10 protein-coding genes, 1 tRNA gene and 3 pseudogenes are annotated in these 12,558 nt (G+C 66.6%); 6 read left to right on the forward strand and 8 right to left on the reverse strand.

Annotation, left to right across the window (positions count from 1 at the left end; all coding sequences use genetic code 11):
- From ACK5M9_RS13475 to ACK5M9_RS13485, 3 genes are all read left to right on the forward strand, one after another.
- The coding region (locus tag ACK5M9_RS13475; protein ID WP_416893667.1) for a pentapeptide repeat-containing protein at nt 1-860 on the forward strand (860 nt) is incomplete at its 5' end.
- A gap of 81 nt (nt 861-941) precedes the next feature.
- Nucleotides 942-1,379: an SRPBCC family protein gene (locus tag ACK5M9_RS13480; protein WP_416893668.1), complete on the forward strand. Its 438-nt coding sequence runs from the start codon at nt 942-944 to the stop codon at nt 1,377-1,379.
- Nucleotides 1,380-1,487: 108 nt separating this feature from the next.
- Nucleotides 1,488-1,922 carry a hypothetical protein gene (locus tag ACK5M9_RS13485; protein ID WP_416893669.1) on the forward strand — a complete coding sequence of 145 codons (435 nt, stop codon included), beginning with the start codon at nt 1,488-1,490 and terminating at the stop codon, nt 1,920-1,922.
- 6 nt (nt 1,923-1,928) lie between these two features.
- Here the strand turns inward: ACK5M9_RS13485 and ACK5M9_RS13490 are convergent, their stop codons facing one another.
- Genes ACK5M9_RS13490 through ACK5M9_RS13500 form a run of 3 tightly spaced genes read right to left on the reverse strand, consistent with a single transcriptional unit; the run spans nt 1,929 to nt 5,969 of the window.
- Nucleotides 1,929-3,455 carry a carotenoid oxygenase family protein gene (locus ACK5M9_RS13490; RefSeq protein ID WP_416893670.1) on the reverse strand — a complete coding sequence of 509 codons (1,527 nt, stop codon included), beginning with the start codon at nt 3,453-3,455 and terminating at the stop codon, nt 1,929-1,931.
- Between the two features lie 2 nt (nt 3,456-3,457).
- Nucleotides 3,458-4,678 (reverse strand): acetyl-CoA acetyltransferase, encoded by a 1,221-nt coding sequence (locus ACK5M9_RS13495; protein WP_416893671.1) that lies wholly within the window; start codon nt 4,676-4,678, stop codon nt 3,458-3,460.
- A 28-nt stretch (nt 4,679-4,706) separates the two neighbouring features.
- Nucleotides 4,707-5,969 (reverse strand): PucR family transcriptional regulator, encoded by a 1,263-nt coding sequence (locus ACK5M9_RS13500; RefSeq protein WP_416893672.1) that lies wholly within the window; start codon nt 5,967-5,969, stop codon nt 4,707-4,709.
- An 84-nt stretch (nt 5,970-6,053) separates the two neighbouring features.
- Here ACK5M9_RS13500 and ACK5M9_RS13505 point away from each other — a divergent pair, with 84 nt between their 5' ends.
- Together ACK5M9_RS13505 and ACK5M9_RS13510 are read left to right on the forward strand one after the other, a co-directional pair.
- The gene (locus tag ACK5M9_RS13505) at nt 6,054-7,193 is read left to right on the forward strand and encodes a ferredoxin reductase (RefSeq protein ID WP_416893673.1); all 1,140 of its coding nucleotides are present in this window, start codon (nt 6,054-6,056) and stop codon (nt 7,191-7,193) included.
- A gap of 19 nt (nt 7,194-7,212) precedes the next feature.
- Nucleotides 7,213-8,373 carry a fatty acid desaturase family protein gene (locus ACK5M9_RS13510; RefSeq protein ID WP_416893674.1) on the forward strand — a complete coding sequence of 387 codons (1,161 nt, stop codon included), beginning with the start codon at nt 7,213-7,215 and terminating at the stop codon, nt 8,371-8,373.
- Nucleotides 8,374-8,431: 58 nt separating this feature from the next.
- Here the strand turns inward: ACK5M9_RS13510 and ACK5M9_RS13515 are convergent, their stop codons facing one another.
- Nucleotides 8,432-9,250, reverse strand: coding sequence for a hypothetical protein (locus ACK5M9_RS13515; RefSeq protein WP_416893675.1), 819 nt, complete (start codon nt 9,248-9,250; stop codon nt 8,432-8,434).
- Between the two features lie 35 nt (nt 9,251-9,285).
- Nucleotides 9,286-9,361: transfer RNA gene (locus ACK5M9_RS13520), tRNA-Arg, on the reverse strand.
- A 212-nt stretch (nt 9,362-9,573) separates the two neighbouring features.
- On the opposite strand from ACK5M9_RS13520, the gene ACK5M9_RS13525 reads away from it, so the two are divergent.
- Nucleotides 9,574-11,676: a copper-transporting P-type ATPase gene (locus ACK5M9_RS13525; RefSeq protein WP_416893676.1), complete on the forward strand. Its 2,103-nt coding sequence runs from the start codon at nt 9,574-9,576 to the stop codon at nt 11,674-11,676.
- On the opposite strand, the pseudogene ACK5M9_RS13530 reads toward ACK5M9_RS13525, so the two are convergent.
- The 3 pseudogenes from ACK5M9_RS13530 to ACK5M9_RS13540 all read right to left on the reverse strand — a co-directional run.
- Nucleotides 11,653-12,126: pseudogene (locus ACK5M9_RS13530) on the reverse strand (gamma-glutamylcyclotransferase family protein); the annotation flags it as partial. The gene ACK5M9_RS13525 and the pseudogene ACK5M9_RS13530 overlap by 24 nt on opposite strands.
- Nucleotides 12,127-12,438, reverse strand: a pseudogene (locus tag ACK5M9_RS13535) (divalent metal cation transporter); the annotation flags it as partial. It abuts the pseudogene before it with no gap.
- Nucleotides 12,429-12,558 (reverse strand): annotated as a pseudogene (locus ACK5M9_RS13540) (replication protein); the annotation flags it as partial. The pseudogenes ACK5M9_RS13535 and ACK5M9_RS13540, both read right to left, overlap by 10 nt.

Consider the following 12,558-nt stretch of genomic DNA (forward strand, 5'->3'; position numbering starts at 1 on the left):
ACCTGGGGAGTGTGAACACTGGGAGTTTCAACACTGGTGATTTCAACACCGGGTGGGCCAACAGTGGTGATCTCAACACCGGGGCGTTCGTCTCGGGCAATGAGAACAACGGGTTGTTCTGGCGTGGTGATCGTCACGGGTTGATTGCCGGGGACTACACCGTGACCATCCCTGAAATCCCCATCACCCTCGGTGGCGGCGGCATGATCAAACTCCCCATCACCGGCGAAATCAGCGCGGTGAGCATTGAGCCGTTCGCGATACGCGGTGCCGGTGGCGGCAATATTCCGGTGGACATGAACATGGTCGTCGACGGTAATTCCAGTGGTGCGAACAGCATCCATATTCGGATCACAAACGAAATCAGTTTCAATATTCCCATCAACAACATTCCCATCAAGCTGGGGATCCCTCTGGTGTCCTCGATCGAGCCGATCCAATTCCCCAGAATCACCATCGCCGCCATCCCCCTGAACCTGACACTGGGCAGCGACACCACAATGCTTGACGCGTTCGTCAGCGGGTACGCCGGCCCGATTACCATCCCCGCCTTTCACCTGCCCCCGGTCCCGGGTTTCTTCAACTCCGACACCGCCTCGTCGTCGGGCTTCTTCAACTCCGGTGCCGACAACAGCTCGGGCGTGGGGAACATCGGCGACAACCTCTCGGGTATCTCGAACGTTGGTGCGTACATCTCGGGCTTCGAGAACTACGGTGGTAGCCTGCTGTCCGGTCTAGCGAACTTGGGCAGCAGGATTTCCGGTGGCGGCAACACCGGTGTCCTGGCGGGGCTGATCTCTGGCATCGGAAATATCGGCAGCCGACTGTCCGGGCTGTTCCTTGCCGACAACGCGCCCTAGAGCAACCGGTATTCGGCACCGCAGTAGGCTTCACCAGCACCGCTGGGCTGTCAGGCCCGAGGACGAACATGATGGGGACCAATGGCGAAACTCTCCGGTTCGATCGACGTCCCGCTGTCACCGGACGAAGCGTGGCAGCATGCCTCCGATCTGGCCCGGTTCAAAGAATGGCTGACCATCCACAAGGTGTGGCGTAGCAAGCTGCCCGATGTCATCGGGAAGGGCACGGTCATCGAGTCCTATGTAGAGGTCAAGGGCATGCCCAACCGGATCAAGTGGACGGTTGTGCGCTACAAGCCACCGGAGGGCATGACGCTCAATGGCGACGGGGTTGGCGGCGTCAAGGTCAAATTGATCGCCAAGGTCACCCCGAAAGGGGACAGGTCGGTCGTTGGCTTCGATGTGCATCTCGGCGGCCCGGCCCTGTTCGGCCCCATCGGGATGATCGTTGCTGCCGCACTGAGGACCGATATCCGAGACTCGCTGCGCAATTTCGTCACTGTGTTCGCGTCGGGCTGAGTCTTCGCGTCGGGCTGAGTCTTCGCGTCGGCCTGAGTCTTCGCGCCGGGCTGAATTGTGGACGTGGGTGGCAGTCCGCGCGCGCCCGGCACCGGTTAACCTCGCCTCATGAGTCCCGCGCTGCGCCCCGGTTGGATGGTGGCACTTTGTGCGGCCATCATGTGGGCCGGCGCCTGGATGCCATGGCTGACGACCCAGGCCGGCGGCGGGGGCCGGGCCAACGGGATCGGCGGCGCTCACGGCAGCCTGGAACTTCCACACGGCTTCGGGGTGAGTCAGTTGATCGTGTTGCTGGCCTCGGCGTTGCTGGTCGTCGGCGCGATGGTTGGTCGGGGTTTGTCGGTGCGCGGGGCTTCAGTTGCGGCGCTTGTTATCTCATCTGTCGACGTTGCGCTGGTGGCGCTGTACTACCAGCGCAACATCAACGGGCCGGTGTCGGCCGGCTACGGACTCTATGTCGTGGCGGCCGCGGGTGTCGGTGCGGGTGTCTGCGCGCTGTGGGCGACCGTGGCGGCGCTGCTGGGTGGCCGCTCCCGGCGTTGACGAGCTCTACCCTGCCGATGCCGGCCGGACGGTTTGAGCCGCAGGGGTCGCGATGTCCCATCGGCGCAACTCGGGCCCGGGCGCCCACGTCGCATGCGTGCCACTTGAGATCCGTTCCGGCAAAGCGAGTTTGCACATCGGCCCGTCACCGACCCGGGCCGCGTCGAACACCAGGCAAAACGATGCGTCGGCGTTCATGTCCGTGGTCAGCGTGACCAGGTACCCGTCGTCCTCGGCTCGACCACCGACTCGCGGCGCCATCGCGGTTTCGCTGCCGTATACGCCATCGCCGAAGGTGAACCTCTCCTCGCTACCCCTGACCAGGTCGTGTTTGACCAGGCCGTCGAACAGGAAGCAGCCCGGTTTGCCCGATGCGGCATACACGTAACGGTAGTTGCGGGTCGCGTAGTCGGCGTTTATCACGCCGAACTCGGTGATCGACTCCGCCAGAGGCTCCTCGGTGACCGCCCCGGTCACCAGATTGAGCCGCCACCGGTGCAACCGGGCCTGCAGCCGGTCCAGCGCCAGGAATCGAAACATCCGCTCCCACTTGGTGCCACCGGTGTCGGCGGGCTGAGGTGCGCCCTCGAAGAAGCCGTCGAGGACGATCTCGTCGCCGTCCTCGTAGGCGTTGGTGAAATGCAGCACGAACGTCGGTTCCGCCTCGAACCAGCGGATGTCGGCGGAACTGCCCCGCCGCGGTATCACCGCGAACCGCGACGGCATGTCCGGATAGTAGCGCGGCAGGTGTACTCGCTGTTCCAGCAGCCCCGGATCCCAGAACAGCGGGAAATCGTTGAGTATGGCGTAGTTTTCGGTGAAGGCCATATCGTGTGGCAGGCGCGGTCCGGGCAGCGGGACGTCGACGTAGTGGGCCAGGTCGTTGCTGGCGTCCACGACGCCGTAGTGCATGTACGGTTCGCGTTTGCTGTAGTTGAAGAACAGCAGCTCGCCGGTTCGGCTGTCCGCCTTGGGATGAGCGGACACGCCACAATCGGCGGGGAAGCGGCCGTTCCAGGTTTCCTTGCCCAGCGTGTTCGCCGAACGGGGGTCGACCCGGTACAGGTCACCGCACTGGTAGAAGCTGGTCAATGCGACCCCGCGATGCACGACGACATCGGTGCTGGAGGCGTCTTTCATCAGCTCGCGAGCACCCCACCCCTTGTCGCGCTTGGCGAGTTGCACCGGCTCGGCAAGTCCCGGCCACAGTGGCCCGCCGGCATCGTTCTCGGCGAGGAAGCCATCGGTGCGAATGAACCTGTTGCGGTAGAAGGCCTTTCCGCCTCCGAAGCCGACGACGTGCAGCATGGCATCACCGTCGAACGGGTGATAGGTCTTCAACGCCGGGTGCAGTGGGTTCTCGGTGTTGCGCAGATAGATACCGTCCAGGTCGTCCGGGATTTCGCCAGCTATCACGGTCGGCTCGTCGGCATCCCACTCCGTCGTCTGCGGCCGCCACGGCCCGGTGCGGTAGGGGTGGTCGTCGCCTTCTGGCAGGGTTGACAGGAACTTTCCGACAATCCGCGCATCCATTGTCAGATACCTTTGCCGACAACGAAACTGACGGTGGTGGCGGTGCTTCCGCCGAAATTCAGGGTGCCGAATTTCCGGGCGCCGTCGACCTGGTAGTCGCCAGCGGTTCCGCTGACCTGCTTGGCCGCATCCAGGAGCATCCGCACCCCGGACGCGCCGACCGGATGCCCGCCGCCGATGAGGCCGCCGCTGGGATTGATCGGTAGTCGCCCGCCGATCTCGATCTCCCCGTTCTCGATGGCCTTCCACGATTCACCGGGCCCGGTGAGCCCGATGTGGTCGATGGCCAGATATTCGCTGGGGGTGAAACAGTCGTGGACCTCGAACCCGTCCACGTCGTCGAGTGTCACCTGTGCTCGGCCCAGTGCGTCGCACACGGTGCCCCGCACGTGCGGCAGCACGTATGGATCGTCGGCGCCACGGTCGAGTTTCTGCCGCAATCCCAGCCCGACGGTGCGGTGCCCCCAACCGTCGATCCGGCCGATCGGTCGGGCCGCGGGGTGCTCCCGCAGGTAGGCGTCGTTGACCAGGACGACTCCGGCACCGCCGTCGGTCATCTGGCTGCAGTCGAAGCGGCGCAGGCGACCCTCGGTCACCGGGTTGGTCGCATCGTCGTCGGTGATCGGGTCCGGCACGGTCCAACTGCGGGTCTGGGCGTTGGGGTTGCGACGCGCATTGGCGAAATTGAGCCCGGCAATGGCCCGCAGGTGGGAGTCGTCCAGACCGTAGCGGCGGTCGTACTCCTCGGCGACTTCGGCGAACATCGCGGGCCACAGATAGCGGGCCCCGGCGCCCTCGTGGCCGGTCCAGGCTGCCGCTCCCAGGTAGTCGGCCGCGGTGTCTCCAGAGACGGTTTTTTCCAGTTCGAGGCCGACGACAAGCGCCGAGTCGTACGCACCCGAGCGCAGGTCGGCCATCGCCGAGAGGGTGGCGATGCTTCCCGACGCACACGCCGCCTCGTGTCGCGAGGCGGGGGTGTCCCAGAGGTCGGGGCACACGGTGGCCGGCATCGCACCCAGGTGGCCCTGGGCGGCGAACAGCTCACCGAAGGCGTTCCCGACGTGCACGACACCGATGTCTGCGGCATGCACTGTGGCTGCCGCCAGCGTTGCGGTCACCACCTCGGACGTCAGCTCGGCGAAGTCACGCTGTTCCCGATGCAGATTGCGCGCGAAATCGCTCTGGTAGCCACCCAGAATCCACACCCCGGTCGAGGCATCCATACGCCGCACGGTACTCCCGTGGTCATGGTCAATTCCGGGGTTGTCTTGAGGATTCGGGATCTGATGCGTGCCCGAGCGCGACCGTCAGCTCCAGAACGGTCCGCGGGTCGCTGAGCCGCTCGCCGTAGAGCTCGCGCAGTTGTCCCATCCGGTAGCGCACCGTCTGGGGGTGGATGAATAGCTCTGCTGCCACCGCCTCGCGGCGGCCCTGGTGCAGGAGCCACGAGCGCAGGGTCTCGGCGAGTCGTTGGGCGGTCTTCGGCGACAGTCCGGCCAGCGGCGCCAGTGCGCGGGCGCGTAGGTCTTGGATAGCTTCGCGATCGGCGCCGAGAACCAGTTCGACCAAATGCTCGTCGGTATCGAGCGTGTCGTTGCCCGCGGTTCCGGCCAATTCCCGGGCACGCAACGCGCGCTTATACGACGACCCGACGTGCATCCATGGCCGGGTGGGCCCGACCAGTGCGTGGCGCCCGGACAGCGCGGACATCAACTGCTGACGCCTCGGGCCGGCCGCGTCGGGAACCAACAGCACCGCAAGGTCGTCCACCCCAGCCCCATCCACCCCAGCCCCGTCCACCCCAGCCCCGGCAATCCCGGGCAGATCTTCGGACAGCTGCAGGGTCGACGGGCCGAATTGGATTGCCAGGCCGCGTGTCTGGTCCACCGGGGCCAAGACCGCGGTCAGGGTGTCCGGTGGCTGCCAGGCTGCCTTTTCGGCTCCGGCGAGCAGGGTGGCCGCGGTCTCGCCCGCGAGCAGATCCTGTGTCAGCCGGTCCAGGTGACGCTGACGGACCCGCCCGGCGGTGGCCAATTCGTCAGTGTGACCGGCAACGCTGGACGCCGAGAGTTTGTCGATGTAGGCGAACACCAACTCGGCAAAGCGGGCGATGGTCGGCGCGGGGAGTCCCGCCGCCACGGCTGTCGCCGACAACTCGCGCCACGCCACCCGAGCGCCCACCCGGTAGGCCGACAACAGGGCGTCGATCGTGCGGCCCTGGCGGGCCTCACCGCAACCGAGCTCGTAGGCGCCGTCCAGGGCGGGGGACAACGGCGACCCGGGGTCGGAATCCTCGGCGCGGGCAACCAGGCGCAGGAATGCTCCCAGCGCCGTCTGTACCGCAGTCTCGATGGTCTGGCCCATCGGGCCGCTGAACGCGTCGGTGTAGCTGGGCACCTCGACGGTGATGGCTGTCACGGTGTGTTCGGCCATCGCAGGCAGGATCGCCTCGAGTGCCCTGACCACGGACTTGTCGAGTTGTAATCCGGTTAGCGGAGGGGACGGATCGGACAAAACTACCTCGTGCGAACAAAATCGAATGTGAAATTCACGTGATCAGAGCAAGAGTTTATAACGAACAGCACTGACTATTGAGTCATGACCAGCCTGGCACCCCGATTGCGTCTCCGGTCCGCGATGGCCGGCACCCTGCGCGAGCGGGTGTGGAATTTAGCCGACAGGACCGCACTGCGGCTGGCCACGCCGCTGGTTCCGGCGGACTATCTCGACGTGATCGACCCCTTGCTGTCCCGCGCCGACCTGCGCGGGCGGATCGTCGGAATCCGCCCCGAAACGCGCGATGCCGCCACGTTGGTGATCAAGCCCGGGCGCGGATGGCGCCCCCACGTACCCGGTCAGTACGTTCGGGTCGGGGTCGACGTGGACGGTGTGCGGCTGTGGCGGGCGTACTCGCTGACCTCCAGGAAGGACCGGCGCGACGGCTGCTTCACGATCACTGTGAAGGCCATCGACGGTGGCGTGGTCAGCAATCACCTGGTGCGGAGCGCGGCAGTCGGCACGGTGATCCAACTCGAACAGGCCGGCGGCGATTTCACCCTGGGCGACCAACCCCCCGCCAAGATCCTGTTCGTCACCGCGGGCAGCGGCATTACTCCGGTCATGGGGATGCTGCGCAATATGGCCGGGGTTGGGGTTGGGGCCGGTGCCCGCGACATTGTGGTGGTGCATTCCGCGCCCACGCCCGACGCCGTGATCTTCGGCGGAGAGCTGCGAATGCTGGACCGACAGCGGCGAATCCGATTGGTGGAGCGGCACACCGACCTCGACGGCGTGCTGGACGCCGACCGGCTGGCCGACCTGATACCTGACTTCGCCGACCGCCATACTTGGGCCTGCGGCCCGGCGGGTCTACTCGATGTGATCGAAACACACTGGTCTGCAAGTGGTATCGCTGGTCAGCTACACATCGAACGGTTCCGTCCCGCCGTCATCGACACCGGCGAGGGCGGCGCCGGGGGCGCCGTGACCTTTGCCAAGACCGGGGCTGTGGTGGATATTGAGGGGTCTGCGACACTGCTGCAAACCGGAGAAGCAGCGGGGGTATTGATGCCGTCGGGATGCCGAATGGGCATCTGCTTCGGTTGCGTCGTGCCGCTGCGACACGGCGCCGTGCGCGATCTGCGCAACGGCGAACTCACCATCGCCACCGACGGCGACGATGTGAACATCCAAACCTGCGTGTCCGCGGTCGTAGGCGCCTGCGAACTCGACGTCTGACAATGCATCGGGAGCGATAATGACTGTCACACAGGACGATCCGACTGCGCATCTCGGCGATGAGGACATCGAAGAGCTTCGCGCCGAACTCGACGCCATCCGGGAGAACGTCCTGGCGGGTCGTGGCGAGCGCGACGCCGCCTATATCCGCGGGGTCATCGACGGGCAACGCAAACTCGAACTCGCCAGCCGAGTCGTCCTGCTGTTCTCGCTCTTCCCACCCGCCTGGGTGATCGGCACCGCGGGGCTGTCGGTATCCAAGATCGTGGAGAACATGGAGATCGGCCACAACGTGATGCACGGGCAGTGGGACTGGCTGCGCGATCCCAAGATCCACTCGACCAGCTGGGAATGGGACAACGCCTCACCGGCGGCCATGTGGAAGCACTCGCACAACGAGATCCACCACACCTACACCAATGTGCGCGGTAGGGACCATGATCTGGGCTACGGCATCATGCGGGTCGACGAGAACCAGCGCTGGAAGCCGTTCTACCTGGCGCAGCCGCTGTGGAATCTCATCAACGCGTGTCTGTTCCAATACGGTATCGCCGCATACGATCTCGAAATCGGCAAGGTCATCAAGGGGCGTGGCGACTCCGACCACTTCCGCCGCCAGGGCAAGAAGGTGCTGGCCAAGGTACGCAAGCACCTGACGCGCGACTACGTGCTGCACCCGCTGTTGTCCGGCCCGTCGGCGGCGACGACACTGACCGCCAATCTCACCGCCAACCTGATCCGCAACCTGTGGACCCATTCGGTGATCATGTGCGGACACTTCCCTGACGGTGTGCAGACGTTCGAGAAGTCTTGTATTGACGGCGAAACCCGCGGCCAGTGGTATCTGCGCCAGATGCTCGGATCGGCCAATATCTCCGGAAACGCGTTCCTGCACTTCATGACCGGCAACCTGTCCTTCCAGATCGAGCACCACCTGTACCCCGACCTGCCCAGCAACCGCTATCAGGAGATCGCCCCGAAGGTGCAGGAGATCTTCGAGCGCTACGGGCTGACCTACACCACCGGGCCGCTGCCGCGGCAGGTGGCGTCGGCGTGGAAGACCGTGTTCCGGCTGGCGCTGCCGAACGACTTCTTGCGGCGGGTCGACGGCCCTGCGGAACGTCGCTCTCCGGCGGCCTCTGCCCGCCTTCGTGCTGGCCAGTGCCGCTGGGTGCCTTAGGGGCGTGGGTCGGTAGCGCGCCTGGCGGGGTGCGGGGTTGATTGTCGGGTTGTTTGGATCATGGGGTGTGCCTGATGAGTTCGGTGATGGTGGTTTGCTCGGGGTAGATTCTGCGCAGCCGGTGGAGCCGCGTCCGTTGGCGCCGAAGGCTCCGGCTGGTGGTGCGCATCCACCCCCGCTGACCCTGCGCTGAGGGCGCCCTCCACTCGCACTTTTGCGCCACCGGCGCAGAGTGAACACTCAGGGGGCTGGGTGATGATATTGATCCTGCGGCCATGGCGGCGACACGCCGACCACCACCGCCCTGGATGCAGAATGAACTCAACTGCTCCGCCCCCACCCAAAGCGCTACCGACCCACGCCCCTCGGGTTGCTCGTAGCCCAAGACAGTCGGGCCTTCGTCGATTGGCGGTAGGTCGGCGAGCAACCCATCGAATGATGGCGTCTGGGGTGCTTCCCAGGTTGGCGGGATGAATGCTTGGATGACGCTGCGGCGCACTCGGTATCGACGCTTGTCCTTCTCGGCCAGCCGAAGTTTGGTCAGGTCGTTGAGGTCGCGGGTGGGAGTGTGCTCGCCGGCCTTGGCGTAGAACCGCGCGAGCCGGGTGTTCAGGTCGGTCGCCTCCATGGCCGTGATCCAGCGTTCCCGGGGCATCACCAGAGTCAGTTCGCGCTGACGGGTCCGTATCTCGGTGTCCGGCAGATCGCTGAACGCCCCGTACACGTAGCTCTCCCAGTGAATCTGGAGGTTTTCGACTTTGACCACCTCGATCTGTGCGCGCAGTTCGTCAAGGAACCCATCGAGTGCGTACCTGATGAAAGAGACGACATCGCCTTGCGCCTTCTGGCGGTGCACCACTACATCGAATTCGCACATAAGTCGCCCGCGATAGTCAGAAACATGGTCTGACCTGGTGCCCCCGGCAGGATTCGAACCTGCGACACCGGCTTTAGGAGAGCCGTGCTCTATCCCCTGAGCTACGGGGGCGGCGAGCCTGTCGAGATCGGTTTTGAAGACCCCGGGGACGACTCATCGTAATCGGACCTTGAAAGATAATACCCCTAGGGGGTATAGTTCCAGATATGACCAGCTGCACCCACGATCTGCACACCTCGCCGCCACCAGCCGCCGACCCGGTGCGCGCGATGTCGGTCGACCCCGGCACCGCTCGCGGGCAGCTCGCCGAGTACACCTGCCCGATGCACCCGGAGATCCGTCAACCGGGCCCGGGGGCATGCCCGATCTGCGGCATGGCACTCGAGGCCGTCGCGGTCACCGCCGACACCGGTCCCAGCCACGAATTGGCCGATATGACCCGGCGTTTCTGGGCGGGGCTGGTGCTGACGCTGCCGGTGTTCGCCCTGGCGATGGGCGGCCACGCGTTCGGCTGGGTTCCCGGCGTGATCTCCCCGGCCGCCTCGGCGTGGATCCAGCTGGTGGGTGCCACGCCGGTGGTGCTGTGGGCGGGGCGGCCGTTCTTCGTGCGGGGGTGGGCCTCGGTGCGCACCCGCAGCCTGAACATGTTCACCCTCATCGCGATGGGTACCGGTGTGGCCTGGGTCTACAGCGTGGTGGCCACCGTGGCGCCCGGCATCTTCCCCGACTCGTTCCGGAGCATGGGCTCCGTCGAGGTCTATTTCGAGGCGGCTGCGGTCATCACCGTCTTGGTGCTGCTCGGGCAGGTGCTGGAGTTGCGGGCACGCGAGCAGACCTCCGGTGCCATCAAGGCCCTGGCCAACCTGGCGCCCAAGACCGCGCGGCGGATAGGTGCCGACGGCGACGACGAGGAGATCGGCCTGGATGCCGTTCGGATCGGCGACCGGCTGCGGGTGCGGCCCGGGGAGCGGGTGCCCGTGGACGGCACCGTCGAGGCCGGCACGTCGGCAATCGACGAATCGATGGTGACCGGTGAGCCCATGCCGGTCACCAAGTCTCCTGGCGACACCGTCGTCGGCGGCACCATCAATTCGACCGGCGGGCTGGTCATGCGCGCGGAGAAGATCGGCCACGACACCGTGCTGGCGCGGATTGTGGCGATGGTCGCCGACGCGCAGCGCTCCCGCGCCCCGATCCAGCGGATCGCCGACCGAGTCGCCGGGGTGTTCGTACCCGTCGTCATCGCGGTGGCCGCGATCGCGTTCGTGGCGTGGGGCCTGGCCGGCCCGGACCCGAAGATGGCCCATGCCCTGATCGTCGCTGTCGCGGTGCTGATCATCGCCTGCCCGTGCGCGCTGGGGCTGGCCACCCCGATGTCGATCATGGTCGGTGTCGGCCGGGCCGCCCGGCTGGGTGTGCTGATCAAGAACGCCGAAGCCCTGGAACGCATGGAGAAGGTGACCACCCTCGTCGTCGACAAGACCGGCACCCTCACCGAAGGCCGTCCCGCCGTCACCGACATCGTGGCAGTACCGGGATTCGAGGCCGGCGAGTTGCTGCGGCTGGCCGCCGGCGTCGAGCGGGCCTCCGAGCACCCGCTGGCCCAGGCCCTCGTCGCGGCCGCCCGGGAGCGCGGCATCACCATCCCCGACGTCGAGCACTTCGACGCACCGGCGGGCCGCGGCGTCGTCGGCGTCGTCGACGGCCGCCCGGTGGTGCTGGGCACCGCCGCACTGCTCGCGTCGCACGGCATCGACACCGGCGACACCGGCGCGCTGGACGCCGACGCGAACCGGTTGCGTGCCGACGGGGCCACCGCGATCTACCTCGGCGTCGACGGTGCGCCGGCCGGTGTCTTCGCGATCGCCGATCCGATCAAGGTGAGCACTCCGGCGGCGCTGGCCGCCCTGCGCCGCGACGGCATCGAGGTCATCATGCTCACCGGCGACAACGCCGTGAGCGCGGGGGCGGTCGCGCGCCGTCTCGGGATCGACCGCGTCGAGGCCGAGGTGCTGCCGGACCACAAAGCCGACGTCGTCACCCGGCTGCGCGGCGAGGGGCGAATAGTGGCCATGGCCGGCGACGGCGTCAACGACGCTCCCGCCCTGGCGTCCGCCGACGTCGGGCTGGCCATGGGCGGGGGCACCGATGTGGCCATGGAAAGCGCGGGGATCACCCTGCTGAACGGCGACCTCACCGGCATCGTGCGGGCGCGCGAACTCTCCCGGATGACCGTGGCCAACATTCGGCAGAATCTGTTCTTCGCGTTCATCTACAACGCGGTCGGCGTCCCGGTCGCCGCCGGGGTTCTCTACCCGGTATTCGGGCTGCTGCTGTCCCCGATGATCGCCGCCGCGGCCATGTCGCTGTCCTCGGTCAGCGTGATCGGCAACGCGCTACGGCTGCGTACCCAGCGTCTCAGCTGACCCGGCGGCCCTTGGCAATCGCCCCGGCTCCCAGTGGCGCAAGCGCTCGATCCAGCACTGCGGCAGCCCGTGGTGGACGGCGCCGTCGATGATGCGCGGCAGATAGCCCGGCCGGGGCGGGCCGGCCGTCACTCTCGGGTCGATGTACACCCAGGCCGGCGCCGGCCCGTCGGCGGTACGCACGGTCAACCGGTCACGCCGATAGCGCACCGGCACCCCCTCGGCGCTGTCCAGGCGCCGAAGGTCGTGGTCCGACAGCCACCACAGCACGCCGTGCACGTCGTTCCCCGCCGAGGGCTCGACCGTGGCGAACCCGCGCTGGTTGATCAACCAATCGTGATCGGCAAGCACCGCCGGGCGCGGGTCGCCGGCGTCGGGGCAGCGGGCCGCCATCTGGAGCACACACAGGTTGGACCCGTACGCGAAATAGGGGTGCCTGCGCTCCGGCATCTAACCGGCCACCGTCAGATAGATCAGGGCCACATTGAGCAGGCTGATCAGCACCGCGACCCCCCAGCCCGTCATGGTGGTGGCCCGATGATTGGCGTCGGCGCCCATCACCTCGCGGCTGCCGGTCAGCCGGACCAGCGGCAGCACGGCGAACGGGATACCGAAGGACAGCACCACCTGGGAGAGCACCAGGGTCAGGGTCGGATCGACGTCGAGTGCCAGCAACGCCAGTGCCGGGCACAGGGTGGCCAGGCGGCGCACCAGCAGCGGTATCGACCGGTGCAGCAGCCCCGCCATGATCATCGCCCCGGCTCCCAGTGGCGCAAGCGCTCGATCCAGCACTGCGGCAGCCCGTGGTGGACGGCGCCGTCGATGATGCGCGGCAGATAGCCCGGCCGGGGCGGGCCGGCCGTCACTCTCGGGTCGATGTAC

It is taken from the genome of Mycobacterium sp., assembly GCF_047975165.1.
GTDB lineage: Bacteria > Actinomycetota > Actinomycetes > Mycobacteriales > Mycobacteriaceae > Mycobacterium.